This window comes from Primorskyibacter sedentarius, assembly GCF_004342065.1.
GTDB classification, from domain to species: domain Bacteria; phylum Pseudomonadota; class Alphaproteobacteria; order Rhodobacterales; family Rhodobacteraceae; genus Primorskyibacter; species Primorskyibacter sedentarius.
The window spans coordinates 160,443-184,550 of record NZ_SLZU01000008.1 but is presented as its reverse complement, the minus strand read 5'-3'; the positions used below and the strand labels follow the sequence as shown (position 1 = coordinate 184,550).

Below are 24,108 nucleotides of genomic sequence, written 5' to 3'. Positions count from 1 at the left end.
TTTCGTGCCCAAAAGGATCATTACGGACAAACTGCGCGCATATGGGGCCGCCAAGCGCGAGGTCGCGCCTGGCCTTGATCATTGGTCACACAAGGAACTCAATAACCGCGCCGAGAACAGCCACTTGCCCTTCCGAAAACGAGAGCGGGTGATGCAAGGCTTCCGATCGCCGGGTGGATTACAACGCTTCGTATCTATGCAATCCGCAACCCGCAATCGTTTCTCTGTCCCAGCCCGCCGCCGCTCTGCCCTCACCATTCGCTACCATAGGCTCGAAGCATTTGAGGCGTGGAAATCCGCGGCACATGCAGCTTGATCAACGAACGGCATGCCAACTTGCAAACTCGGTGAGTTAACGTGACGACACCACCCTGATGCTTTATGCGCTCAAGATTGCGACCCGGTACCTCACGGCCAACAAAGCCCAGACCGCCCTTCTGGTTGCTGGTGTCGCGGTGGGCGTATTCATCTTCATCTTCATGTCGGCGCTAATCGGGGGGTTGGCCGAATTCATCCTCTCGCGCACCGTAGGTGATATCAGCCATGTCACAATCGAGGCCGAAGCCGACGATCCGCCCCTGTTAGTCTCGCCCCAAGGCCATGTGCTTTTCGTGGCGGAACGGGGCCGCACGCGCACCGCAACGCTGACAGAGGCCGCCATGTGGTTGCCCCTGATCGAGGCCGTTCCAGGCGTGCGCGCCGTCTCACCGCAGATCACGGGAGCCGGGTTTCTCACCCGCGGCGCGCAGGTTGCCCAAGTCAGCGTGTCCGGGGTGGAGCCGGGGCGCGAATCCGCGATCCTCGATCTGGCCGGTTACATGGTCGAGGGCGATGTGCGGCTCGGCTCTGGTCTGATTGTACTGGGTCGCGATCTTGCTGACGACCTGGCTCTGTCCGTTGGCCAGACGCTGCGACTGGAAAGCTCGAACGGCATCACAGCGGCGCTGACGCTGAGCGGGATTTTCAAGACCGGCAATGGCGGAATGGACGGCGCGCGCGCCTTTGTCAGCCTTTCGACCGCCCGAACGCTTTATTCCATGCCGCAAGGCGTCACGCAGATCGAGATCAAGCTGGACGATCTGAACGCCGCCGATGCCACGGCCCTTCGAATCCGCGCCCTGACGGGGCTTGATGCGGTGCCCTGGACTGATGGGGCGGAGCAGTTGATGGAGGCGCTGAACGCACAGGCGCAGACCGGGTATTTCCTGAAGACCTTCGCGCTCATTACCATCGTGATCGGTGTGGCCTCTGCCCTTCTGCTGTCGACCTACCGTCGTCGCCCCGAGATCGGGATCATGAGGGCGATGGGGGCCGGACGCGGGTTCGTGATCTTTGTCTTTGTCGCACAAGGGGCGCTGATAGGGTTGATGGGCGGCGTCACAGGCGCGGCTTTGGGATACCTCGCCCTGCTGCCCTTTCCCTTGCGTGACGCGTTCCAGCCGGGAACGCTGCCGATGGACATCACACAAGGATCTTACGGTCTGGCGATCACGCTCACGGTGATCGGCGCGATGCTCGCCTCGATCCTGCCTGCACGTTCGGCCGCACGGGTCGATCCGGTCACGGCGATCGGCCAATGAGCGCGCTTCTCGAGGTCCGCGACCTGTTAAAAACATACGGCACGGGAGAGGCCGCAACACGGGTGCTGCGCGGCCTGTCATTGTGCCTTGAGACGGGAGAGCTGGCAGCACTTCTGGGTCCTTCAGGTTCAGGCAAAAGCACGCTCCTCACGATCCTCGGAACATTGATGAAACCCACCTCCGGCAGTTACAAGATGCTCGGCCAAGACATGGTCGCAGCGGGTGACAAAGCCCTGACCGACTTTCGCAATGCCCACATCGGCTTCGTCTTCCAGTTTCACAACCTTCTGCCGGATTTCACTGCGCTGGAAAACGTGATTTTCCCCACCGCCGTGCGTGAGGGGCGTGAGACGCCAGCCGCCCGTGCGCGTGGCCGCGATTTACTGTCCCGCATGGGGCTGGCCGACCGCATCGAATTCCCCTCGGCCAATCTTTCGGGCGGGCAAAAACAGCGCGTCGCTGTTGCCCGCGCCTTGATGAACAGTCCGGAACTGGTGTTGGCGGACGAGCCGACCGGCAACCTCGACCGCGCCTCGGCAAACCAAGTGATGGGCCTGATCGGACAAATCAACCGCGAGGAAGGCACGACCTTCCTGATCTCGACCCATGACGAAAAGATTGCGGGCTTCTGTCGGCGACAGATCGTTGTGGGCGAAGGGGTTGTGACGGGCTAGTTTGATTTAGTTGGGTTTGGATGACCGCCCGGGAGTTGTCACATAAACCGCACATGGTCTGGTTGGATGCAATTGCGATAAAGATCACGCGATGCTTGCTGCCGCTTTCCAAGCATCTAATGCTTCCGTCCGATGATACCGGATGGTCAGGGCCGCACGACGACAGAACGGTACGGCAAAGCGATTGCGGGTGGCTGAGTGGATGGAAACCGGTGGCGCTTGTTGCTGTTGGTCGGTGTGCGCATCACCGATAGCTATGTCCAAACACCGACACGAGAAACCAAATGCTGGTTAACGTGACAACGCCGATTATGCTTCTGCAGCCCACGGACAGATCTATGTTGTAGACAAGACAACCCATGGACGGGGATCTTTCGGATTTCCAAATGACCGCTGGATGGCTACCGTCACGATATGATACCAAGTCTGGCCGCTCTGTTGATGGGGTCTGCATTTCTCCTGTTCGCCGGCGGGGTGAACAGTCTTATCTTGCCAATCCGGGGGGAAGCAGAAGGGTTCACCGCTGCCGCTTTAGGCTTGCTCGGGACTGGATGGGCCGTTGGCTATGTAGCCGGATGCCTGAGAACCCCGGTCGTGGTCGCCCGCGTGGGTCATATCCGGGCCTTCGGGGCGATGTGTGCGATCGCAGCGATCGCGGTGCTTCTATCGCTTATACTCGTGACGCCGTGGGTCTGGATCCCGGTACGCGCTTTGTCAGGCTTTTGCTTTGCCGGGGCAGCGATGATCGTGGAAAGCTGGCTCAACGAGCGATCGGATGCCAAGTCGCGTGGGCGCGTTTTCGGCATCTACACAATGGTTAACCTGGCCGCCACAACCGCCGGCCAGATGGTGCTGACACTGGGTGATACGAACGGTTACTTATTCTTTGTTCTGGCTGCGATGATTTATTGTCTGGCCCTACTGCCAACTGCGATCAACGCGACCACCACACCGCTCCCTCTGACCCAGGTCTCGCTTGACCTGCCCAAGCTCTGGAGGAACTCTCCAATCGCAGTTTTTGCCGTGCTGATGGTCGGCATTTCCAATGCAGCGTTCGGCACGCTGGCCGCAGTCTATGCCGCGCGTATCGGAATGTCGCTCGGCGACATCGCGCTCTTTGCAAGCATCCCGATCCTTGCAGGAGCGGCTTCTCAAGTCCCGGTCGGATTTGCGTCAGATCGGTACGATCGAAGGAAGGTTCTCGTGGTCGTGGCATTCTTCGCGATTCTGTCGGACGCGCTGTTTCTGTTCTCCGGCGTAACGCAGCCGGCCATCGTGCTCGCTCTGGCGGCGCTCTTCGGAACAACGGTCTACGCGATGTACCCCGTCATCGTGGCGCATGCGAACGATCACGCCTCACCGGGGTCATTCATCCAGGTTAGCGGAGGGCTACTGCTTGTTTTTGGGATCGGTTCGATCGTCGGACCCACTGCTGCGGGTCTTGTGATGACCACGTTTGGCGCGGCAACGCTCTTTGCGGTGACCGGCGCCGCGCATGTTCTCTTGATCCTCTTTGCGATCCGGCGGATCTGGATCGCGCCTGGCGTTGCTATTGCAGACAAGGTCGCGTTCCGGGCGAAACCGCTCGGCCGGGCCTCTACCCCCGAAACAGCTGCGCTTGCCGCCAGCCAGGCAGACCACGATACGGAGCACCCTCAGAGCGTTGCTCCAGACGAAAGAGAAGAAGCGCAGGGCGACAAAGAGTAACCTACGTGCTTTCGATTGCCTTTGGGCTTTCAGTGCGTGTCGCCAACGCTGACCGACCTCCCTCTTTGAACGCGCAAACGCCAAGGCGAGCTGCCACATTGTGTCGCTCTGCTCCCCTGCCCTTCTGACGCGATCAGAAAATCCCGCGCCATAATGTGCCGCACACGTCCCACCCAAGCTCGAACCGGTCAAAACCCGCTTACCGTACACTTGATCCCACCAGTCATTGCGTCCGCACTCTGCATCAAGCCGCGTAAAATTCTGACAACCGGTCGGGCGAGAAAGGTCTATGTATTGAAAGATGGGTCGAATGTATTTTGCACGAAGTGCAGCCTCGCTTTGCGGTTCAAGGGCGTCCTGTGCGGCGCCCACTCTGAACCGCTGGAGCAATGGATGGGCGACGCCGTTGAGACTGGACTGGTCTCAATCTTCCGCTTTGCCTGTCGATTTCAACTGGTCGACGCAATTTTTTTTAGCCAAAGTTGGAGTGATGAACATGAATTATCGCCTCCGCGATTTTTTTGGACAAGCAGGAGGCCAGATCAACCGCCCGAAGACATTCAAACGGGCAATGTACGGTTGAACCAGGGCAGAGCTGCTGAAAGCCCGGATGCTGCCAATGCGCCACACAAAGTGAAGAAGGGCCGGATTAAGTGCTAAGTCACATCTCTTCGCAAGTCTGCCGAATAATCTCGCTGATCCGTTCCCGCATCAGTCCCTGCAGAACTTTGTAGCGGTCATTCGTAACCCTCTCGACGTGGGACCTGTGGGAAAATGGCGTATCCGCGGAGGACGAATACCGCGCGACATTCTCTTCTGAATTTTGGAGCCATACAGCCAGTGCGGACTTCAAAATTCGGGAGAGAAGATCATTATCAGGTTCGCTGAACCGAACCGGCTGGAAACCCGTGGTTTATCTGCAATAGATGGAAAAGAACTGCAAAGCGACAGAATAACTTTACACCGCAGTGTTATCTCGCAGCCGGTTTTTCAGGGCGTTGTGACGTGTCAGGCTATCCGGCGAATAAGTGTCTTGGAGGCTGTAGAACTTGTCAAATGCCCGAACCTCTAAAGGCAGATTGAACCACGGCTGTTTGGACTCGGTATAGATGTGGACATCCGGCGGATGTCCGTCGGGATCATCAAGTGTTCCTACCCTGATAAAACGAATGAGGTCCGCCATTTTGCCGCCAACACGTAAATAGTTGCTCCAGACGGCAATCTGACAGTGTGGGCAACGCGCGATGCGTTGGCCCGCACCGCTTGGCGAAGCCACGATGATTTCATGGACCTCCCCGTGGGTCAGGCGTACGCGATCTGCTTCGATCAGTGCGTTGATCGCAAATGCGCCGCCACTTTGGCGCTGGCACCATCGGCAATGGCACCCATGAACAATCAGAGGTCGCCCTATCATCTCGTATCTGACGTGTCCGCAAGTGCAGCCGCCAGCTTGTGTTTTGGTAATTTTTTTCATGGATATATGTCTCCGTTTGCAGACTGGCGGCGTTCTTGAAGGCAGTTGCTTACGGCGTGAGATTTCACGCGGTGATGGCAATGCTTGTGACGACCCGCTGCTTGTCTCGGAGTGCAAGAAACCAAGGATCGCAAGCCAGGACGCGGGCGGTCAGGTCCTCGAGCACGGGTTCGGGTTCGGGCGAGTCCAATGCCAGCGAGATGCGGGTTTCCGTAGGGGCGGCATTACGGGTACCCAGCCCAAAAATCGCCAGATCGTCGAAATCCGTCTCGACTGTGACATCGACGGCCCTAACGTTCAGCCCTTCGCGCGCCGCAGTCATTTTGATCGCGATGGACACGCAACCTGCAATCGCGGCGCGGGCAAAAAACCCGGGCGACGGGCCAAGCGCGGCGCCGCCCATTGCAGGCCCCATATCCATTACGGCGCTGAACTTGCCCTGCCGGACGACGCAGGCCAGACCTTCGGCAACGCGGCCGGTCATGGCAATCGTGACCTTCGCGGCTTTGGGATCGGCACTCAGGCGGTCGATCACCCTTGTCTGGGCGCTCCGGATTTCCGGGTCTGTCGCGATCGCGCGCGGTGTGGACAGGATAGGGATGGAAATGGTCATGTCAGTCTCCGAATTGGTTAGGCCGCACGGCGGCTTTGGGTCTGGATCAGATGGTCGGACAGCTCGGTCGCATCCCCGCCGACGCCATCAATGAGTTGAGATTTACGACGGCGCAGGAAGGGCTGGCCCAAGGCATAAAGCCCTGGCGCGACGTAACCGCCAACATGTCTGAGCCGCCGTTTCGTATCCAATACGGGCAACTCCAGCCAGCTGAAGTCAGGCCGAAATCCTGTGGCCCAGATGATGGTGCGGATCTCGCCGCGGCGCAGATCAAGGCTCAAACGGTGTGGTTTGGCCACCTCTGTCGTGGCGAAGGTTTCGGGCGCGGGCAGACCAGTGATGTTTGCCTCCGCTGCCCAGTCGTCAAAGCTTCGCAAAAGGCGGCGCATCTTCAGGTCGGACAGGGCGCAGGCATTGGCCAGGCCGCCTGAAAACAAAGCCGTGCCGTCCCGAATGGCTGCAAGCCTGCCGGTGATCTCGATCCCTTGCGCCTGAAGATAGTTAAGGTCGATCAATGGCGTATCGGTCCGCCCGACAAGCTGCAGCGAGGGGACGGCGCGGGCGCGGAGCGGATCGTCAAAATCCTCGGCCCGCTGATCAAGTGTGCCGCTCTGGTCCATCCACCACTGAATATCACGGCCTCGATAGCGGCGCGGCGCGCGGATATGCTGGCCAACTGCCATAAGGACCTCGCGCCCCGCCGCGCGTAATTCGGCCGCGATCTGGACTCCGCTGGCCGACGCCCCGACGACAAGCACACCGCCCTCGGGCAGGCTGTCCGGGTTGCGATATCTCAACGGTGAGATTTGCAAGATCTCGCGCGGAATCGAGGCCGCGACGTGAGGAATTCTGGGCAGCGTGCAAGCGCCATTTGCCAGTACCAGATTACAGCAAACCCAGTCACCGCGACCAGTCCGGACGCGGTACCCCTGACCTTCTGCCGACACAGAAAGTACCTCTGTCCGGGTCTCGACCGGCAGGGCCCCCTTCGCGGCATAGCTGCGCAAATAGGCGGTGATTTCGGGCATGGACATGAATCCGTCCGGATCGGGGCCGTCATAGGCATGACCCGGCAGTCTGCTTTGCCAGTTGGGTGTCAGCAAACGCAGGCTGTCCCACCGATCTGCGGCCCAGGATTGCGCCACCTCGCCACGTTCAAGCACCACATGCTCGACGGACCGATCCGACAGACAGCGACTCATGGCAAGACCCGCCTGGCCTGCACCGATAATCAGAGTGGAAATTCGTTTCATGAAGCTGCTCCTTGTCGCGGGTCGGGCAAGTATGACGGGCCAGCAGTCGCGCTGGCCCGTCTGTTACGCGGGGCGCGGATCACGCCACGTCGACATGCACGTCGGTCGGGTTGGTCAGGATGTCGAACATGGCCGAGCGCTTCTGCGACTGAGCAACCAGTGCGCGGATGTCGTCTTCGCTGGCATCGGCGTCGATGTCGAACCGCACGCGGATGGCCGAAAACCCATTGCGGATCTCGGGGTCCATACCAAGGATGCCGCGCACATCGATATCACCCTCGACGGTGGCGCGCACCGAATTCAGTTGGATGCCGCGATGCTGTGCGACAGCCGCCACACCGCCGGTCAGGCAGCTTGCCAGTGCCGAAAGGACGATCTCGGTCGGCGTCGGGGCGCGGTCCGCAGCGGCGAAAACCTCGGGGTGATCGCTCTCAATCCTGAACGTCTGCTTGCGCTCTTGTTCCTGACCGAGGCCGAAATAACCGTTGATCGTGTTGGCATTGTAGGTGCCTTCAATCCAATCGCAGGTGCTGCGGAAGGTAAAGGCGGCCGCCTCCGGCATGTCGGCGAAGGCGCCACGCGCGCCGATCAGGGCTTCGGTGTTGACGCCATTATCGACGACGGTGTTGTTATGGATGTTCATGGTGGTATCCTTTTTGGGTTTTGTTGAGTTGGCTTGAGTTAAAGTCTTGAGGTGAAACACGGTCCGACATGCGCGGCCCGCGCAGAGGCTGCATCAGCGCAGCATCATCAGGTGTCCAGTGCGCAGTGACCTCGACAAGAAGCGAGGGTTGGCATGACTGCGGGTTCCGGCCTGCAATTCGCAAGCTGTGCAACTGCCGGTCATACATTCGCGGGAGCAGGTCGTGACCCGTTTGGGTATCCGGATCCGGGTACGTTCAAAAGGGAACATCTGATTGTCGCTTTCTATTGCCAGGGTCGGGCTTTGCAGTGCGGTTCATCTGGTGAAACCAGCTGCGAAAGACGCCGGATTTGGTCAGTCCGTTAGCGCCGGAAAAACCGTTTCCATAGCTGGGTGTTGAACTTTGGCGAGATGCGGTCATTGGGTAATCCTTCATGTACAAAAGTTGACTGATTGGTAGGCAGGAGGTCGATGAGACATCACCTGCAAAGAGGCACCGGCGGGGAGTGAAGCGTGGCGGCTGTAAACTTGGCGCACAGCCAGTCGCACCATATTTCTAAAGGCCGATATCCCGCATCAAATAGGGGCTGAGGTGCTTTGAGGCCTCAAAGTTCAGGAGAGCCTCGCGGCGATGCCTGCGATCCCGGCGGATCGGGCGCATTTTCTGAAACTTGATCATGATCGGTGTCTCCTTTGGGGTGTCTGTGTGTCGTCGTGAGGAGACTTTCAGCGATCCGCGTTTCGGTCTGATGTCGCCACGGACGGCTCTGTGCTTCAGTTGTTGGTCTTCGGGTAAGGTCCCTGAAACATGTGAAACAATTCACCGCAAGTCCTGAAACACGACTGAAACATGAAGCGGATGAAGTGGTCTGAAGCACTCAAATGGCTTGCGCCGTAAAAGGTTCGTTGGGCATGATCCCTATAGTACAGACAAATCTGAGCACCGGACGCCACGCCATATGGGACATTGGCAGCATGAAAAAATCACTATTTGAAAAATACGGAGGCTTCTCAGTCGTCAGCCGGATCGTCATGGATCTCTATAACCGCGTCCTTGATGACGACGATGTCGGACCCTTCTTTGACGATGTAGACATGTCGCGGATTATCGATCACCAGACCAAATTCGTCTCGTCTTTGATGGGAGGGCCTGCGAGCTATACTGACGAGCAGATCACTCTGATGCATGCGCGCCTTGATATCGGAACGCTGCATTTTGATCAGCTAAAAATCTTGCTGAGCCAGACGCTGGACGATCACGACGTGACGCCCGAAGATGTCGAAGAGATCGTCTCGGCCTTCGAGGTGCGGCGCGGACTGGTGGTGAAACCATGATCGAGGCGATCAACGAACAACTTCTCCGCGCGATCGGCGTCGGCGTGGCGCTTCTGGATCTCGACAGCCTCCGGGTACGGTTTCACAATGATACGTTCAAGGAATGGTTTGGCGAAATAGAGATTGGCCAGCAACTGCAGGTTCTGTTCGCGGACCTTGATAGTGACGCGGTGAAAGCGGCACTGGAGTCGCCCGGTCGTTATACAACCGAGACAACCTTTCGCGTCCGCCGACGCACGATGACGGTGGCAATGAACTTCAACCGGGCGCTCGGCGGGGGCCGAAGCATCGCGGTGCTGGTTTGCCAGAACATCAGCCGCATCAAGGAACTGGAGTCGATGATCGATTCATATTCCATGATGGTCGAGCGTAACACGCGCGAAATCAAACGCGAAAAAGAGCAGGTCGAGAAGCTGCTACTGAACATGATGCCACGATCGGTTTATGATGAGTACAAGACATTCGGCGTTGTCACACCGCGGCTCTACGACCCAGTGTCGGCGATCTGCCTGGACTTCAACCGCTTCGCCGAGATGGTGAGCGAACACGACCCCAGCGTGATCGTGTCGGAACTTAACGACATCTACACCGCCTTCGATCGCATCGGAGAGCAGTTCGGGTGCGTCCGCATCCGGGCGGTCGGAGATTTCTACATTGCCATGGCCGGGATGCCCGACCCTGCCGAGGACCACGCCCATTCGGCGGCCAGCGCGGCGGTGCGCTTCTTGCGCTACCTTCACCAGCGCAATCAGAGCCACCCAATAAAGTGGACCTGCCGTGTCGGACTTTCTTCAGGATCCGTGGTCGGGTCAGTCGTAGGGGTGCAAAAATATATTTACGACGTGTTCGGCCCGGCGGTAATCCACGCCAGTACGCTGCGTTATTGGGCGCGCCCGATGAAGATCGTGGCCGATCAACACCTCGTTGCACAGCTCGGCAACGAATTCGAGGTCATGTCGGTGGGCGAGGCAGAACTGACCACCGATCACCCAGAGGAGGTGTTTGCAATCGAAGCCGCGATGACTTCGGACCCGGAGAGGCATTGAGATGACTGTCGCCGACATCGACAGCAAGAGCGACCAGGCCGACCTGCTTACAGAGGTCGTCGAAGCGCTCAACATGGGGGTCGCGATGTTCGACGAGAACGCTGTCATGACCTATTGTAATGCGGCCTTCCGAAGTATGGAAAATGGCGAAGTCGCAGACCTGCTTCGGCCCGGTTTAGGCTGGGACATGATGCAACGAGAGTTGGTCAGGCGCGGCGTGATTGCGGCCCCCACGTCCGAGCGTTTCCGGATCATGGAGGCCCAGCTAGGAACTGATGTCGAGGTGCCCCCGCTGGACTTCGAGATGCCCCAGGGGCGGATCGTCCGGGCCCATATGCGGCAGGCGTCCAATAACGGTTTCATCCTCTTTGTAAGAGATGTGACGGTGCACCGCAAACTTGCGGAAAACGCCCACGAAGCGGACGAACTTCTGGAGAAAGTGCTTGAAGCCTGTCCAGCCAGTGTTGTCATGTCTCGCGTCGGGGACGGGCAGATCCTCTACCGTTCGCCGGCAGCGACCGAGCTTTTGGGCACCACTCGTCACGCGCACGAACATTTCGCCTCACGCGCCGAGCGGGCGGATTTTGTCACCGCGCTACTGCCAAACGGGCGGGTGGACGACATGACGATCACCGGGCTGCGCCCGGACCGCACGCGCTTTCCCAGCCTGATCTCCGCCCGGATGATCGACTACCGTGGCGAAGAGGTGATGGTTTCAACAATCGTCGATATCTCAAAGGAAGTGGCGCTGCGCCGGACCTTGGCCGAGCAACGCGAGAAGATCTTTCAGGCCGAAAAGATGTCGGCGCTGGGTGAGCTTCTGGCCGGTGTGGCGCATGAATTGAACAATCCCTTGTCGGTCGTTGTCGGACATGCGCTGATGCTTAAGGAAGAAAGCGTCGACCCTGAGATCCTGCGCCGTGTCGAGAAGATTTCGGACGCGGCCGAACGCTGTACCGGGATTGTGAAATCCTTCCTCGCCATGGCCCGCCAACAGCCGGTTCAACTGGTCCCCATGGACCTGCGCGAGACGATTGAGATGGCCGTCGATGCGCTGGAGAACGGGGCTGACGGGCTGGCGACACGTGTCGAGATCACCGGCGATACAAAGCTGCCGATGATCCGGGGCGATACCCATCAACTGGCTCAGGTCATCATCAACCTCATCACCAATGCCGATCAGGCTGTGAGAGATAGCAGAACCGGTGACCTGATCCGCCTGTCGCTCAGCCATAACGAAGCCGAAAGAACTATTGAGCTCGTGGTCGCCGATAACGGACCGGGCGTTCCGAACGCTATCCAGCGCCGTATCTTCGACCCACTTTTTACCACCAAGGCCGTCGGATCGGGCACCGGCCTTGGCTTGGCTCTGGCGCATCGAATCATCGAGGCGCATGATGGACAGATGCGTATCGATCCCGATTGCGGCACTGGCGCCAGCTTCCGGATCACATTGCCAGTCACAATGGCAGAAACGCAGCCCCGGACCGGCGAGCCCGCCGTCGCCAGCAGCCGAGCCCAGTCGCGCATCCTCGTCGTCGACGACGAAGAGGAGGTCGCCGCCCTGATCCGGGAAATCCTTGTGCGCGATGGATATTCGGTCGAAGCTGTATCAAGTGCCGAGGCGGCGCTGGAGAAGGTGCAAACGCAAGAATACGCCGTGATCCTGACTGACCTGAACATGCCGGGCCTTGGGGGGCGGGGTTTGTACGAAGCCCTTTTGCGCGACCATCCTGACCACGCCCGCCGCGTCGGGTTTGTCACCGGCGATACGATGAGCCCGCAGGTCCGGGGCTTTCTTGACGGCGTCGGGCGACCATTCATTGAAAAACCCATCGCGCCTTCGGACCTTCGCAGGTTGACCAGCAGGATGCTCAACATGAAGGTCCAGCCATGAGCGACCATATCATTATCTGTGATGATGAGGCAGAGATCCGCGAGATGCTGGCGGAATACCTTGTCAAACGTGGCTTCGAAGTCCAGATGGCGGGCAATGCGGTTGAACTCCGCACGCTGCTTGAGGCCAATAAGACCGACCTCATCCTTCTCGACATCAACATGCCCGGTGAAGACGGGCTTTCGGTCCTGCGGTCCTTGCAGGGGCCGGACCGGCCGTTTGTGATCATGCTCACCGCCGTCGGTGACGTGGTCGACCGGATCGTGGGGCTGGAGATGGGTGCTGACGACTATCTGGGCAAGCCGGTTGACCTGCGAGAGCTTGCGTCTCGGATCAAGGCCGTCCTGCGCAGGCGCGAGGTTGCCGCCGCCCCGCAGCCACCGCGTGAACGCTTTCGTTTTGGCAAGACTTTGCTGGACCTCGATGCGGCAAAGCTGCTGGACGAGGACGGGGCCGAGCTGCCGCTGACATCGATGGAGTTCAACCTGCTGAAGCTTTTTGCGCGCAACAAGGGGCGTGTGCTGAACCGGGATCAAATACTTGAGGGCGCGCATGACCGGTCGTGGGATCCGTTCGACCGCTCCATAGACATCCGAATCTCGCGGATCCGCAAGAAGATCGAAGTGAACCCCCAGAACCCAGAGGTGATCCGCACCGTGCGCGGCGTCGGATATATCTACGATCCCGACTGAAACAATCGAAACACCGTCCCTGCCCTGACGACATCGCATTGATACGGGAGCGGCAGATACCGGTGGCATCAACCGCAACAATGGATGCCCCCGATGACCCTTCCAAACGATACAGCTGCGCTGATCCATGAAAGCTGGGCAGTTCTTGCACGCGACCCGGATGCGCTCACCGCCGGGTTCTACGAAGAGCTTTTCCGCATCGCACCCCACTTCCGTTCGATGTTCGCAGGAACCGACCGGCCGGTGCAACGCAAGAAGCTGGCCGCCGCGCTGGCCCTAATCGTGCGCAATGCTGAAGACCTGGGACCGGTGACCACGTCGCTGCAAGAGATGGGCCGCCGTCATTCCGGCTACGGCGTCAGAGATGACGACTATGCCATCGTCGGTGCTGCGCTGCTGACCACGATTGAACGCCTGCTTGGCCCGATCTTCAACGCCGATGTCCGCGCCGCATGGGCCACCGCCTATGGCGCCGTCGCCGCTGCGATGCAATCGGGCGCCGCAGTTCCGAAACGCAGCGTCGCCTGAAGAGCCACGAGCGAGGCATCCCACCGACATCTTCCCCCTCAAAGGTTGCCCGTATTCTGGGTGGCCTGCCTGAACTCCCTGTCTTTCCGCAGCGCCCGCTTTTCAAAGTCATCCGACAGGCTTGCGGATCATCAATCAAGTTTTCCATTGAAGGAATGAAACCATGAAACCCATCCACGACTCTATCCTGTCCACCATCGGCAATACGCCGGTTATCCGCCTGAACGCCCTTGCACCGGACGGCGTAGAGCTATTCGTCAAGGTCGAAAGCTTCAATCCAGGCGGTTCGGTCAAGGACCGCCTGGCACTTGGAATCATCGAAGCCGCCGAACGCGATGGAACGTTGAAGCCCGGTCAGACCGTAATCGAGGCGACCTCTGGCAACACGGGTATCGGCCTTGCGCTGGTCTGCGCCGCCAAGGGCTATCCTCTGGTCGTCACCATGGCAGAAAGCTTTTCAGTAGAACGGCGCAAGCTGCTCCGGATGCTGGGCGCCAAGGTCGTGCTGACCCCGGCGTCTGAAAAGGGCACGGGCATGCTTGCCAAAGCCGCTGAGTTGGCGGAAACGCACAGCTGGTTCCTTGCGCGCCAGTTCGAGAACGAGGCCGGTCCCGACTTCCACTCCGCCACCACGGCGAAGGAGATCGTGACCAACTTCGCAGATGCGCCGCTTGATTACTTCGTGACGGGATTCGGAACGGGCGGCACGCTCAAGGGCATTGCCCGGGTGCTGAAGGCAACCAGCCCGTCAACCAAAGTGATCGCCGCAGAGCCGGATAACTCGCCGCTGCTCGGTTCGGGCATTGCGCAGGGCTATCAAGCGGACGGATCGCCATCCGCCAGCCATCCTGCCTTCCGTCCGCACCCCATGCAGGGCTGGTCACCTGACTTCATCCCGAAACTGGCAGGCGACGTGATTTCTGCGGGCCATATCGATGCGATACAGCCGGTAAGCGGCGACGATGCCATCCGCTGCGCTCGTGATCTGGCCCGGAAAGAAGGTCTGCTCGTCGGCATCACCGCAGGCGCGACGCTGGCGGCTGCCATCGCGGTCGCAAGGACCGCCCCGAAAGGCGCGCGGATTCTCGCCATGCTCCCGGATACTGGCGAGCGCTACCTCTCAACCCCCTTGTTCGAGGGCATCTCGGAGGAGATGAGCGAAGACGAGAAAGCCATCGCTTCATCAACCCCTCGGTTCCGCTTCGACGCCGCGCCATCAACGCCCGCACCTGCTGCTGCCCCGGTAGCGGCCAGTACTGCGGCGGTTGCCCATGTTGATGCAATTGTCGCAGACAAGGCGCAGCCGGTCGTCCTCTTCGCGATGGAGTGGTGCGAGTTCTGCTGGTCTGTTCACAGGCTCTTTGCCAAGGCCGGTATCGCTTACCGGACGGTGAACCTTGATGGACCGGACTACCGGGATGCTGATTGGGCCGCAGATGTGCGCCGCGCCGTCGGGGAACGATCCGGCGCGCCGACGATCCCGCAAATCTTCATCGCCGCCCGTCACCTTGGTGGCGCGACTGAAACCTTCGACGCCTGCAACGACGGGACTCTTGCGGCACTGCTGACCGAGATTGACCAAAATGCGGACACGGACAGCCTCGGCAATGCCTACGGTTTCCTGCCCAAATGGCTTCACCCACGTGGTGCCGCCGCTGCCCCCAAACCCGCGCCCGATCAGGCCGCCTGAGAACGAGAAAGGATGCCTCCGATGCCTACCAATACACCGCGCTACCGCTGGGTGATCGTCGCGATTTCGGCGCTGATGCTTGCGATCGCCATGGGGCAGCTTGTCAACGGGCTGTCAGCCTTTGTCCTGCCGCTCGAGGCCGAATTCGGCTGGACCCGTGCGGAGATTGCGCTGATCAACACCATTGGGCTGATCGGTCTTGGGCTGGGCGGTATCCTCATGGGCCGCGTTGCCGACCGGATCGGCGCCCGCAGCGTCGTGATCTGCGGGTCAGTTGTGACCGGCGCGGCCGTACTTGCCGCCTCCCAGGCCACCGCCCTGTGGCAGCTGTACGTTCTGTTTTTTGTTGCTGGGGCGTTCGGTGGGGGCGCGCTTTTCGCGCCGCTTCTGGCGCTTGTCGGTGGCTGGTTCAACTCTGGCGCGGGCCTTGCCATAGGCATCGTCGCGGCAGGCCAGGCGGCGGGTCAGGGTGGCCTCCCCCTGCTCTCGACCCTGCTGATCGAAGCGATTGGCTGGCGCGGAGCCTTTGCCACGCTCGGGATCCTCTCGCTCGCCATTCTGGTGCCACTTGCCCTGCTGGTCCGTCAGCCGCCGACTGTGCTTGCCTCCGGAACACGGGCGACCGACGGCGCGCGCACGCTCACTGCCGTATCATCCGTTTTTGTCATGGGAGCCGCAGTGCTGATGTGCTGTTCACTGATGTCCGTCCCGCTGATGCATCTCGTTCCCTTTGCGCAGGGCTGCGGCATCCCCGCGACCGAAGCGAGCGGTATCCTTGTGGTGATGATGTTGGCCGCCATCGCCGGGCGCATTGCTTTCGGGCAGATTGCCGACTGGATCGGAGCGATCCCGGCATACCTGACAGCCTCGGCCTGGCAAACTGCACTGGTGTTCCTGTTCACTCGGTTGCACAGCCTCGACCAGCTCATGGCCTTCGCCCCGATTTACGGCTTCGGCTACGCTGGCGTCATGACCGGAGTGCTTGTGACGATCGGCCGGGTCACGCCTGTCGCCGCGCGCGCGACCTGCACCGGGTTCATCATGGCCTTTGGTTGGGCTGGTCACGGTCTGGGCGGTGCTGTCGGAGGATACCTCTATGACATGACGGCGACCTATGACCTTACATTTGCCGTTGCCGCGCTGACCGGAGTTGTCAATCTGGCAATCATCGGGGCTCTGGGACTGTACTTGTCGCAACGCAGATCACACATCAGATGCGTCGACCTCGTCTCGGTGCAAAACTGATCCGTACGCGACTTCAGTTCCCACGTATCACAGCGACCCGGGCCCGGAGTGGGACCGGGTCTTCAGGTGCAAAACATGCAGAAAAACGCCTTGTTGTGAATAGGTTATGCCAAGTCCATTGGCATGGACGGAAAGAACCCGATTGACACTGCATCAATCTATTCCTTCCGTAGTGTATAATTCCCGCAGGATGTAGGCGTCCGATACGGCGTGGCGACCAGTTGGAGATCTAGTTGAACCCACGAGACAGCCGCGCATATCGGTAGGCACCAACCATTGAACAAGTTCCCAAGAACCGCATGGTGCTGCGCATTGAAAACTGGCGGTACGATCTTTTTTTGACGGCACAGCGCTTTCTCCAAGCCTTAGGCGGCTGCCCGCCCAAAAGTACAAATCAATGCGGGCAAGCATTTTTATCTTGTCCGAAACGGCAGCTAGTTGTCGTGTGATTGAATGAAGCTCACCGGCCCGTACCTTATTATCCTAGCCACTTTGATGACTGACGCCATCGGCATCGGTATCGTGTTTCCGATCCTGCCAGAGCTGATGGACAGAGTTGGCGCGGCCAGCACGGCTGAAGGCGCGTTCTTGGGCGGCATCTTGATGTCGGCTTATGCCGCCGCCATGTTCCTGTTTGGCCCCATCGTGGGCAGCCTTTCGGATGCGTACGGACGCAAACCGATCCTCATCGCGGCATTGGTCACGCTGATGGTGGACTACATCGTCATGGCGTTGGCTCAGACCTATTGGGTGCTTCTGGTGGGCCGCATCCTCGCTGGTATTGCGGGCGCCACATATATCACCGCGACTGCCTATATCGCCGACATGGCCAAACCGGCAGAGCGAGCAGCAGGTTTCGGCATGATTGGCGCGGCCTTCGGCATTGGCTTCGTCCTCGGGCCCGCCATTGGCGGAATCGCGTCAGGCTGGCATGTCACCGCGCCGTTCTGGGTTGCGGCCGCCCTTGCCGCGCTCAACGTGACATTCGGTGCCTTCGTATTGCCAGAATCCCTGAAACCGGAGAACCGGCGCCCCTTCGGCAGGCGCGACATTAACCCGTTCGGAACGATCGCGAAGGCTTTCGCTCTTCCCGGTCTTGCCATCCCACTTGTTTGTATTTTTGCGTTTGAATTCGCCAACATGGTCTATCCGACGCTCTGGGCATTCTGGGGGCGCGAGGTCTTTCGCTGGGACGGCTTCATCATCGGTTTGACACTTTCGGCCTATGGCGTCCTGATCGCGGTGGTGCAGGCCGGGATACTGCCGCAACTCACCAACCGACTGGGCGAGTACCCAACGCTACTGATTGCGGCCTCGGCTGCGGTGATCGCGATGGTTGGGTTCGGGTTTTCTTCGGCGGTCTGGGCCGTCGTGGTCTTTCTGCCGCTTGCGGCGCTGTCGGACATGGCGCCCCCGCTGATGACGGCCTTCGCAGCCAACCGGGTGGGCGAGGATCAACAGGGGCTCGTGCAGGGCGTGATCGCGTCCCTGTCGTCTGTCGCAGCGGTAGCGGCACCGCTGGTCATGACCAGCGTCTTCGAACGGTTTGTCAACACCGCAGGTCTCTATCTGCCTGGCGCACCGTTTCTGGTCGCAGCGCTGCTGGTCGTAGTAATCGTCCCATTGATCTTGCGCCTGCGGCCTTGATCACAGAATCTGTCACCCTCATTCCCATGCTCACCAATGCAATAAGCGTGATGGTACGGCGAGCCAAAAAACCGACCGCGCTTCCGGATGGTCGCAGTTGCAAGCGGCAAGTGTTGAAAGGGGCGCCAGGTCTGTGAACTTCATATCAACATCCGAAATCGAGGAGACGTGTACGAAACTGCCGTTATTCTTAACTGGCTTGACGCATATAATAATCTGGGTAGCGTCCGGCGGGGTCATCTGCCCGCCGAACGCCTTCTCTTGGCCAAACACACTCAGTTGCTCGCCGTCTTGGCGGGAAACTCCATTTGCAGCCGAACACCGTAGCCATCGCTCATTCCGAGCAGGACCTGACGTATCTGGGCCGGTGCATCGACGTAGTCACCGGTGCCGCCGGTGACAGCCCGCACCACCGCCACATCTACATCGGCCAGTTCAGGCCCATGGCTGATCAGCAGATCGCCATCAGTGAACTCGATGATCTGGCGCGTGATAACGATGTTGCCGGTCTCGGTGCGCATGCCGTCGCCCACGAGGAACCCGTCACAGGTCCAGGTGCCGATCACCTTCTCCGGAAAGGCCGGGCCGCCGTCGGCGAGCGTACCTTCGACACCTCCATCGAGCGTGCCCGCAGGGTAGACATAGCCCTGCGTGATAAACGGATTGCCATAGGCGGGCATCCCGTCTTCGAACACCGGCGCTTTGGCAAAGACAAAGCGGCTGATATCCTCGGCCACGTCAAAGGCCGAAAGTGCGCCGCCCGCGTCTGCGGCGAAGGGGGTTACGGCCAGTACTGCAGCCAGCACGATATTGAAGCGTTTCATTGGGTAGTCCTTCTGTGGGTTCGTGTTTGGGTTTGCGGTGTGCGCCTTGCGGCGCGTGTCGCTCGGTGTCGGCCAGCGGATCACGTCGGCCGGTCATCAAATGAAGTTCTGTCTGGCAAATGGGTCGCGGCCTTCTGCCCGGCCCTGATTTACCGAATAGGTAATCAGGCCCTCGCAGCCGATGTCGCGAAGCAGGTGCACCGGAAGGCGAGACAGGTCTATCGCTTCGCGACGGCTGAACCTGTAAGCCCTGTAGCTTTCGAACCAACGCCTGAAAGCCAGCAAGCGGTGTGACGCCGAAACGATGGGCTTGGCTAATGAAATATTCATGTCATGTCCTTTCCTTGAAAGAAGCGCTTGTCTGAGACTGGTTAGTCAGGTCAGGCGCGCCAATTTTTGAGTTTGAGTTTTGAAATCAGAGGCAGCCGCGGCAGCAGCATCGGGACCCGGTTGCGATAGGCTGCGTAATCCTCGCCAAACTCGCGCAGCAGAGCGCGTTCCTCGAACCGCAGGCCGATCAGCATGTAGGCCAGCATAACCCCGGCAAATAGCAGCCCGTCCGCCGTCATCTGCGGTACAGAGAAAACGACGAGCAAGATGCCCAGTTGCAGCGGATGGCGCACGATCCGATAGGGCAGAGGCGTGCGGAACTGGGGCTTTGTTGGCATCTGCCCAGTCACGTTGGACCACGCCTGCCGCAGGCCCGTGAACTCCCAATGATCGAGCGCGAAGGTGGCGATCACTATCAACACAAACCCGCCAAAGAACACGGCAATCAGCGAGTTGGCCAACATGCCTTCGGCGGACCAGATCGTCACCGGGATCGGCTGCCAGAACAGCATGATCACCGCCAACAGGACCGAGGACTGCAACACATAGGTCGCGCGTTCGGCAGCCTCGGGGATGATCCGCGTCCAGCGCCGTTTGAACGCCGGACGCGCCATGACACTGTGCACCAATCCGAACATCGAAATCAGCAGGATGTCGATTGCTGCAGCCTGCGCCCAAGGCGTGTCGGCACCAGAGGTACGTATGGTTCCGATATCCAGCAAAAAGCCCGCCAGCCAAACGGAGACGGCCAGGAACACGACATAGGACTTGATGGCATAAGCCATAATGAGGACACGCGACATGGCGGTCTCCTTGAGATGAGATTTGGGTACGGGGGCGCAGGGCGCCGCCCGTTTTAACGATGGCGATCAGGCCGGCTGTGTAACCGCCTCGCAAATCCGCGCTACGTGCCGATGGTCGGTCCCGCAACATCCCCCGAACACATTGAGGTTCGGCAACATGTGCCGGATTTCGGCGTATTGCGCCCCAAGCTCATGCGGATCGCCATCATCCAAGGTCTCACACTCATCCAGTTCAGCATGTGACATGCGCGAGGCATTGGCGCGAAGGCCATGGATGCGCCGGATCCAGTCGCCGCCAGTCCAAAGCGTGTCGGCCAAGTGATCCGGATGCACGCAGTTGATCATGTAATAGGCGGGCTTCACGGCACAGGCAGCATCGACCTCGGCAATCGCTGCACCCAGCCGCTCACCCGTGGGCAGGCGCCCGTCGGTCTCCAGCGTAAAGCTGATGACGCAAGGCACACCTCGGTCGCCCGCCGCCCGCGCGATGCCGATCGCTTCTGGCACGTTGGTCATCGTCAACGCTGACACCATATCGACGCGCGCATCCGCGAAAACTCCGACCTGAAAACCGTGGTACACCTCGGCCTCCTCGATGCTCATAACCGTCGCGGGGTCATAGCCGTCGCCGCGCGGCCCGATCACACCGTTCACCAGCACGTTCACCCCCGCGCCATGGTCGTGGCGCAGCATATTGGCGAAGGACACGGCGTTACGGTTGATTGCGGCAAGGTCATTGAGATCGTGCCCCAGAAGCCGACCCCAATCGGGATTGGCCCGCCAGGTATTGGTGTCCAGGATATAACCCGCGCCACTGTCGCGCGCGGTCTTGATGAAGGGCACGAAATAGTCCTCCATCGCGTCGCGCCCTTCCTCGGTGTCGAGCATCGGGTAGAAGGCGAAGTGCTCCATGTCGAAGCCCTTGTGAAATAGCATCGACGTCTCAAAACCCGCGTCGGTGACGAACATCCCGTTGCTCTGGTGTGGCAGTTTCTTATGATCGTGGTGTTGCATATTGCTCTCCTGTCTTTTCGATAGAAGCGCTTATGCAATGCAAGCGTGTGAGCCTGCGTTGTAGCGAACGTTTGAATTGCCTAAGTTGAGCGTGTTTATTTCAGCGCGTTGGCGTGGTTTTCATGACCCATCCACTTACGATCACACTTCAAGGCGAATTGACGGTCACAGCCGATGGCCAAACCGTGGCTCTGCCCGCTTCACGCAAGGCGCGCGCGGTGCTGGGCTATCTTGCGGCCACCGGACGCCCGGTGCGGCGTGAACGCCTGTGCGAGATGTTCTGGGATTTGCCCGACGATCCGCGCGGATCGCTGCGATGGGCCCTGAGCAAGCTGCGGCAGGTTGTTGACCATGACGGCACCCGCCGGATCATCGCCGATAGAGAACGCGTGGAGCTTTGCCTCGACGCGACGCAAGTTGCCCTGCGCGATATCTGGGTGCGCTTGTTCGACGATCCTCCGATCATTCCGCCGCCAGAGTTGCGCGCCATGGCCGAACATTTCGAACGCCCGTTCCTTGAAGGTCTCGACGCCGCCGGCACAGAAATCTTCCAAAGCTGGCTGGCATCGGAACGCGACAACGTTCACGTCATGCATCTCAATATCCTGCGCCGCCTTGCGCTTCACCCGGAGATCACGCTGGACGAAGCGGTCAGATGGGCGCGGCTGTGGCAGGACCACGCGCCCCTCCAGACAGATCCGGCGCGCGGGCTGGCTCAGACGCTGGCACGGTCCGGACGACTGGAGGAAGCGCGCGCGTTCGAGAAGGCGTTCACTGATGACATGCTTCAGGCCGGGCTGATCATTGACGGCCCGCTGATGCCCACGGACCTCTCCCCTGAGCTGACTGATGCGCGCAGCCCGGAACCGCGCGAACCCGCGTCTCGCAGGATGCTGCGCAAACAAACCATCGGGTTTTGCCGCACCCCGGACGGCGTGCGTATCGCACATGCCAAAGTTGGGGACGGACCGCCTCTGGTAAAAGCCGCCAATTGGCTGAACCACCTGGAACTGGACTGGAACAGCCCGATCTGGGGCGGCACTTTCGAGGCTTGCGCGGCAGGCCGGACCTTCATCCGCTATGATGAGCGCGGCAACGGCCTGTCGGATTGGGATGTCGACGAGATCAGTTTCGATGCCTTTGTGCGCGATCTTGAAACCGTCGTGGATGCCTATGGGCTGGAACGGTTTCCGTTGTTGGGCATCTCGCAAGGTGCCGCAGTCTGCGTTGAATACGCCGCGCGCCATCCCGGGCGTGTGTCGGGACTGGTCCTCATTGCGGGCTACGCCACCGGATGGCGGATCGGTGCCAGCACCGAAGAGCAGGCCCGCCGCGAAGCTGTCCTGACCCTGACTCGTCACGGCTGGGGCACTTCTAACCCGGCGTATCGACACATCTTTTCGCAAACCTTCATGCCGGATTCCGCGCCTGAGGATCTTGCCTGGTTCGACGAATTCCAACGCCAGTGCACCTCGCCCGAAAACGCAGTCCGGTTTCAGGAAGCCTTCGGCGATATCGACGTGCGTGAAAGCCTGTCCAAGGTGACCGCGCCGACAATCGTCTTCCATGCGCGCAACGATCACCGCATCTCAATCGACCAAGGCCGCGAGCTGGCCATCGGCATCGCAGGGGCGGAATTCGTCCCGCTGGACAGCAAGAACCACATTTTGCTGGGCCACGAACCAGCCTGGCTGGAATGCGTCCAAAAGACGGACGCGTTTCTGGAAGCGATCGCGGATTGACGCGTTCTGGGATACATAGGCGCCAATTCGGAATATGAAATATTATGGTATACTGTACGAAATGTTTGCTTCCTGGGGCCCGACAATGCGTACATTCATTCTCGGATCATGTCTTTCGCTCTCCATGTCCACAGTCGCTGCGCATGAGTTTGGCGACGTGTCTGATATTTCAGCACTCAATGCGCCAGAATTGAATCGACGTTGCGTGGCTTTGATGTCGTTTTTCAGCGGTGGCCTTCGTTTGGACACGGTCGTGTTTGATTTCAATTACCCGGGAGGAACCGGGCCGGATGTGAAGGCTATGATACTCGAAAATCTTGGCGAGGCCTTTCAGTACCATGCCTTTGGCGTGGCGGCCGACCTTCATGCGACCGAGGGTCCAACGCCTGAAGGGGACGATATCGGAGTGCGTATCCGAGCAAAGGTCGATCCCGAAACGGAAATGTACCGGAATGCGCTTGCAGGTGCAGGGCCGAAAGATTCAAGTGGGCTCCTGCCAATGCGACAAGAGGCTGAAGCACGAAAATTGCTGAGCCACGACCTTCAACACTGCTGTTTTGAGTTTGCTGCATCACAGCTGCTCCGTTGAAGTTATAGACTTACGCTGTTGCCCAACACGCAATGCGGACAGCCGAAAAAACCTGCGATCCGCAGTCCCGCCTCAAGACAAGATCCAGATGCGACAGCACCGCGCCCGACATAAACGTCACATCTTGAAGGGTTTCGACCCGCATGGAAGTGACCCAGAACGGTGGACGAGGTAGTTGGTCAAAGACGTTGCAGGCAGAGTTCTTTCTACAGCGCCCTCCTGTCGCGGCGGTTATTGCGCCAATTTTAGTTACTAACCGCCCCGCATTTCAGCGCAATACTATGTCCAATAAGTTTGCATTATCGGGCATGGATGGAGGCCCCTCTTCCCGCTGAGCTGTCGCTTTAGATTCATGGAGCTGTGTCGGGAGACCGGAGTTCGTGAGATTCAAGCATTTCCCTATAAAACGAGTCGGGGTCCATGAGATTCTGTGCCGGAATTTATGAGACTGGATGAGTCGATTTTTGTGAGACTGGCGCTGTCTCGCGTCAGCAAAATATGGGTACGCCCATGATCAGCACATCGCGGATGAAGCCTAGACGCTCGACATTTGGCAATCCGTTCGGCTGCGATTTGGTCTCATGAACTTCGCCACATTATCCTGCCACTCTCAAAGATAGCGACTCAGCCTCAATAATGCCGTTTCTGCAAGCCATTGAAATCACTTGGTATGGAGTCACGGAAATTCTGGAAGTCCGACATCATGAGCGGACTCACCCAAAATCAGCCCTCTCGCCATCGAAGTTTCCACTCCATCGCTGGGCTGGGTTCTTGATCAATCT

The 24,108-nt window shown here is 59.4% G+C and carries 24 protein-coding genes and 1 pseudogene; 16 read left to right on the top strand and 9 right to left on the bottom strand.

Annotated features, from left to right (window positions below; all coding sequences use genetic code 11):
- The 5 genes from EDD52_RS12820 to EDD52_RS12795 all read left to right on the top strand — a co-directional run.
- Positions 1-316: DDE-type integrase/transposase/recombinase (locus tag EDD52_RS12820; RefSeq protein WP_132245540.1), on the top strand; the 316-nt coding region annotated here is incomplete at its 5' end.
- A gap of 58 nt (positions 317-374) precedes the next feature.
- Positions 375-1,580 (top strand): ABC transporter permease, encoded by a 1,206-nt coding sequence (locus tag EDD52_RS12815; RefSeq protein WP_132245538.1) that lies wholly within the window; start codon positions 375-377, stop codon positions 1,578-1,580.
- Positions 1,577-2,254, top strand: coding sequence for an ABC transporter ATP-binding protein (locus tag EDD52_RS12810; protein WP_132245536.1), 678 nt, complete (start codon positions 1,577-1,579; stop codon positions 2,252-2,254). The genes EDD52_RS12815 and EDD52_RS12810 overlap by 4 nt, the downstream gene beginning before the upstream one ends.
- A 741-nt stretch (positions 2,255-2,995) precedes the next feature.
- Positions 2,996-3,961 carry an MFS transporter gene (locus tag EDD52_RS12800; protein WP_243651927.1) on the top strand — a complete coding sequence of 322 codons (966 nt, stop codon included), beginning with the start codon at positions 2,996-2,998 and terminating at the stop codon, positions 3,959-3,961.
- 310 nt (positions 3,962-4,271) lie between these two features.
- Positions 4,272-4,544 carry a hypothetical protein gene (locus tag EDD52_RS12795; protein WP_132245532.1) on the top strand — a complete coding sequence of 91 codons (273 nt, stop codon included), beginning with the start codon at positions 4,272-4,274 and terminating at the stop codon, positions 4,542-4,544.
- Positions 4,545-4,919: 375 nt separating this feature from the next.
- Here EDD52_RS12795 and EDD52_RS12785 read toward each other — a convergent pair whose 3' ends face one another.
- The 5 genes from EDD52_RS12785 to EDD52_RS24280 all read right to left on the bottom strand — a co-directional run bounded on the left by EDD52_RS12785 (position 4,920) and on the right by EDD52_RS24280 (position 8,623).
- A complete protein-coding gene (locus tag EDD52_RS12785) occupies positions 4,920-5,435 on the bottom strand; it encodes a GFA family protein (protein ID WP_132245530.1) in 516 nt (171 codons plus the stop codon).
- 64 nt (positions 5,436-5,499) lie between these two features.
- Positions 5,500-6,048: an OsmC family protein gene (locus tag EDD52_RS12780; RefSeq protein ID WP_132245529.1), complete on the bottom strand. Its 549-nt coding sequence runs from the start codon at positions 6,046-6,048 to the stop codon at positions 5,500-5,502.
- Between the two features lie 17 nt (positions 6,049-6,065).
- Complete coding sequence (locus tag EDD52_RS12775; RefSeq protein ID WP_132245527.1) at positions 6,066-7,301, bottom strand: NAD(P)-binding domain-containing protein; 1,236 nt, start codon at positions 7,299-7,301, stop codon at positions 6,066-6,068.
- A gap of 79 nt (positions 7,302-7,380) precedes the next feature.
- Entirely contained in the window at positions 7,381-7,944 is a 564-nt protein-coding gene (locus tag EDD52_RS12770; protein WP_132245525.1) for an OsmC family protein, read from the bottom strand.
- A 556-nt stretch (positions 7,945-8,500) separates the two neighbouring features.
- Positions 8,501-8,623, bottom strand: coding sequence for a hypothetical protein (locus EDD52_RS24280; protein ID WP_279389267.1), 123 nt, complete (start codon positions 8,621-8,623; stop codon positions 8,501-8,503).
- A 296-nt stretch (positions 8,624-8,919) separates the two neighbouring features.
- Here EDD52_RS24280 and EDD52_RS12765 point away from each other — a divergent pair, with 296 nt between their 5' ends.
- From EDD52_RS12765 to EDD52_RS12730, 9 genes and pseudogenes are all read left to right on the top strand, one after another.
- A complete protein-coding gene (locus tag EDD52_RS12765) occupies positions 8,920-9,279 on the top strand; it encodes a group I truncated hemoglobin (protein WP_132245523.1) in 360 nt (119 codons plus the stop codon).
- A complete protein-coding gene (locus EDD52_RS12760) occupies positions 9,276-10,325 on the top strand; it encodes an adenylate/guanylate cyclase domain-containing protein (RefSeq protein WP_132245521.1) in 1,050 nt (349 codons plus the stop codon). The genes EDD52_RS12765 and EDD52_RS12760 overlap by 4 nt, the downstream gene beginning before the upstream one ends.
- Position 10,326: 1 nt before the next feature.
- Positions 10,327-12,222 (top strand): hybrid sensor histidine kinase/response regulator, encoded by a 1,896-nt coding sequence (locus tag EDD52_RS12755; protein ID WP_132245519.1) that lies wholly within the window; start codon positions 10,327-10,329, stop codon positions 12,220-12,222.
- Positions 12,219-12,914 carry a response regulator gene (locus EDD52_RS12750; RefSeq protein ID WP_132245517.1) on the top strand — a complete coding sequence of 232 codons (696 nt, stop codon included), beginning with the start codon at positions 12,219-12,221 and terminating at the stop codon, positions 12,912-12,914. Before EDD52_RS12755 ends, EDD52_RS12750 begins: the two co-directional genes overlap by 4 nt.
- 93 nt (positions 12,915-13,007) lie before the next feature.
- On the top strand, positions 13,008-13,442 hold the full coding sequence (locus EDD52_RS12745) for a globin domain-containing protein (RefSeq protein ID WP_165907538.1): 435 nt from the start codon (positions 13,008-13,010) through the stop codon (positions 13,440-13,442).
- 163 nt (positions 13,443-13,605) lie between these two features.
- A pseudogene (cysK, locus tag EDD52_RS12740) lies at positions 13,606-14,643 on the top strand (cysteine synthase A); the annotation flags it as partial.
- Positions 14,617-15,132, top strand: coding sequence for a glutaredoxin family protein (locus tag EDD52_RS24010; RefSeq protein WP_279389268.1), 516 nt, complete (start codon positions 14,617-14,619; stop codon positions 15,130-15,132). The pseudogene cysK and the gene EDD52_RS24010, both read left to right, overlap by 27 nt.
- A gap of 21 nt (positions 15,133-15,153) precedes the next feature.
- Positions 15,154-16,377, top strand: coding sequence for an MFS transporter (locus EDD52_RS12735; RefSeq protein WP_165907537.1), 1,224 nt, complete (start codon positions 15,154-15,156; stop codon positions 16,375-16,377).
- A gap of 453 nt (positions 16,378-16,830) precedes the next feature.
- Positions 16,831-18,024 carry an MFS transporter gene (locus tag EDD52_RS12730; RefSeq protein WP_132245509.1) on the top strand — a complete coding sequence of 398 codons (1,194 nt, stop codon included), beginning with the start codon at positions 16,831-16,833 and terminating at the stop codon, positions 18,022-18,024.
- A 275-nt stretch (positions 18,025-18,299) separates the two neighbouring features.
- Here the strand turns inward: EDD52_RS12730 and EDD52_RS12725 are convergent, their stop codons facing one another.
- The 4 genes from EDD52_RS12725 to EDD52_RS12710 all read right to left on the bottom strand — a co-directional run bounded on the left by EDD52_RS12725 (position 18,300) and on the right by EDD52_RS12710 (position 20,995).
- Positions 18,300-18,848 (bottom strand): hypothetical protein, encoded by a 549-nt coding sequence (locus EDD52_RS12725; RefSeq protein ID WP_207906021.1) that lies wholly within the window; start codon positions 18,846-18,848, stop codon positions 18,300-18,302.
- A gap of 96 nt (positions 18,849-18,944) precedes the next feature.
- Positions 18,945-19,178: a hypothetical protein gene (locus EDD52_RS12720; protein WP_132245507.1), complete on the bottom strand. Its 234-nt coding sequence runs from the start codon at positions 19,176-19,178 to the stop codon at positions 18,945-18,947.
- Positions 19,179-19,228: 50 nt separating this feature from the next.
- Positions 19,229-19,981 carry a methyltransferase family protein gene (locus tag EDD52_RS12715; protein WP_132245505.1) on the bottom strand — a complete coding sequence of 251 codons (753 nt, stop codon included), beginning with the start codon at positions 19,979-19,981 and terminating at the stop codon, positions 19,229-19,231.
- Positions 19,982-20,047: 66 nt separating this feature from the next.
- Positions 20,048-20,995, bottom strand: coding sequence for a homocysteine S-methyltransferase family protein (locus tag EDD52_RS12710; protein ID WP_132245503.1), 948 nt, complete (start codon positions 20,993-20,995; stop codon positions 20,048-20,050).
- Positions 20,996-21,117: 122 nt separating this feature from the next.
- On the opposite strand from EDD52_RS12710, the gene EDD52_RS12705 reads away from it, so the two are divergent.
- Positions 21,118-22,737 (top strand): bifunctional AfsR/SARP family transcriptional regulator/alpha/beta hydrolase, encoded by a 1,620-nt coding sequence (locus EDD52_RS12705; RefSeq protein ID WP_132245501.1) that lies wholly within the window; start codon positions 21,118-21,120, stop codon positions 22,735-22,737.
- 85 nt (positions 22,738-22,822) lie between these two features.
- Complete coding sequence (locus tag EDD52_RS12700; protein WP_132245499.1) at positions 22,823-23,326, top strand: hypothetical protein; 504 nt, start codon at positions 22,823-22,825, stop codon at positions 23,324-23,326.
- Positions 23,327-24,108: the final 782 nt, after the last annotated feature.

Excerpts from the sequence above, each read along its gene's own strand:
- EDD52_RS12760 (WP_132245521.1), top strand. The coding sequence starts at position 9,276 with ATGATCGAGGCGATCAACGAACAACTTCTCCGCGCGATCGGCGTCGGC.
- EDD52_RS12700 (WP_132245499.1), top strand. The coding sequence starts at position 22,823 with ATGCGTACATTCATTCTCGGATCATGTCTTTCGCTCTCCATGTCCACA.
- EDD52_RS12815 (WP_132245538.1), top strand. The coding sequence starts at position 375 with ATGCTTTATGCGCTCAAGATTGCGACCCGGTACCTCACGGCCAACAAA.
- EDD52_RS12755 (WP_132245519.1), top strand. The coding sequence starts at position 10,327 with ATGACTGTCGCCGACATCGACAGCAAGAGCGACCAGGCCGACCTGCTT.
- EDD52_RS12730 (WP_132245509.1), top strand. The coding sequence starts at position 16,831 with ATGAAGCTCACCGGCCCGTACCTTATTATCCTAGCCACTTTGATGACT.
- EDD52_RS12810 (WP_132245536.1), top strand. The coding sequence starts at position 1,577 with ATGAGCGCGCTTCTCGAGGTCCGCGACCTGTTAAAAACATACGGCACG.
- EDD52_RS12720 (WP_132245507.1), bottom strand. The coding sequence starts at position 19,178 with ATGAATATTTCATTAGCCAAGCCCATCGTTTCGGCGTCACACCGCTTG.
- EDD52_RS12750 (WP_132245517.1), top strand. The coding sequence starts at position 12,219 with ATGAGCGACCATATCATTATCTGTGATGATGAGGCAGAGATCCGCGAG.
- EDD52_RS12710 (WP_132245503.1), bottom strand. The coding sequence starts at position 20,995 with ATGCAACACCACGATCATAAGAAACTGCCACACCAGAGCAACGGGATG.
- EDD52_RS12785 (WP_132245530.1), bottom strand. The coding sequence starts at position 5,435 with ATGAAAAAAATTACCAAAACACAAGCTGGCGGCTGCACTTGCGGACAC.
- EDD52_RS12735 (WP_165907537.1), top strand. The coding sequence starts at position 15,154 with ATGCCTACCAATACACCGCGCTACCGCTGGGTGATCGTCGCGATTTCG.
- EDD52_RS12725 (WP_207906021.1), bottom strand. The coding sequence starts at position 18,848 with ATGAAACGCTTCAATATCGTGCTGGCTGCAGTACTGGCCGTAACCCCC.
- EDD52_RS12775 (WP_132245527.1), bottom strand. The coding sequence starts at position 7,301 with ATGAAACGAATTTCCACTCTGATTATCGGTGCAGGCCAGGCGGGTCTT.
- EDD52_RS12770 (WP_132245525.1), bottom strand. The coding sequence starts at position 7,944 with ATGAACATCCATAACAACACCGTCGTCGATAATGGCGTCAACACCGAA.
- EDD52_RS24280 (WP_279389267.1), bottom strand. The coding sequence starts at position 8,623 with ATGATCAAGTTTCAGAAAATGCGCCCGATCCGCCGGGATCGCAGGCAT.
- EDD52_RS12715 (WP_132245505.1), bottom strand. The coding sequence starts at position 19,981 with ATGTCGCGTGTCCTCATTATGGCTTATGCCATCAAGTCCTATGTCGTG.
- EDD52_RS12800 (WP_243651927.1), top strand. The coding sequence starts at position 2,996 with ATGATCGTGGAAAGCTGGCTCAACGAGCGATCGGATGCCAAGTCGCGT.
- EDD52_RS12780 (WP_132245529.1), bottom strand. The coding sequence starts at position 6,048 with ATGACCATTTCCATCCCTATCCTGTCCACACCGCGCGCGATCGCGACA.
- EDD52_RS12705 (WP_132245501.1), top strand. The coding sequence starts at position 21,118 with ATGACCCATCCACTTACGATCACACTTCAAGGCGAATTGACGGTCACA.
- EDD52_RS12745 (WP_165907538.1), top strand. The coding sequence starts at position 13,008 with ATGACCCTTCCAAACGATACAGCTGCGCTGATCCATGAAAGCTGGGCA.
- EDD52_RS12765 (WP_132245523.1), top strand. The coding sequence starts at position 8,920 with ATGAAAAAATCACTATTTGAAAAATACGGAGGCTTCTCAGTCGTCAGC.
- EDD52_RS12795 (WP_132245532.1), top strand. The coding sequence starts at position 4,272 with ATGTATTTTGCACGAAGTGCAGCCTCGCTTTGCGGTTCAAGGGCGTCC.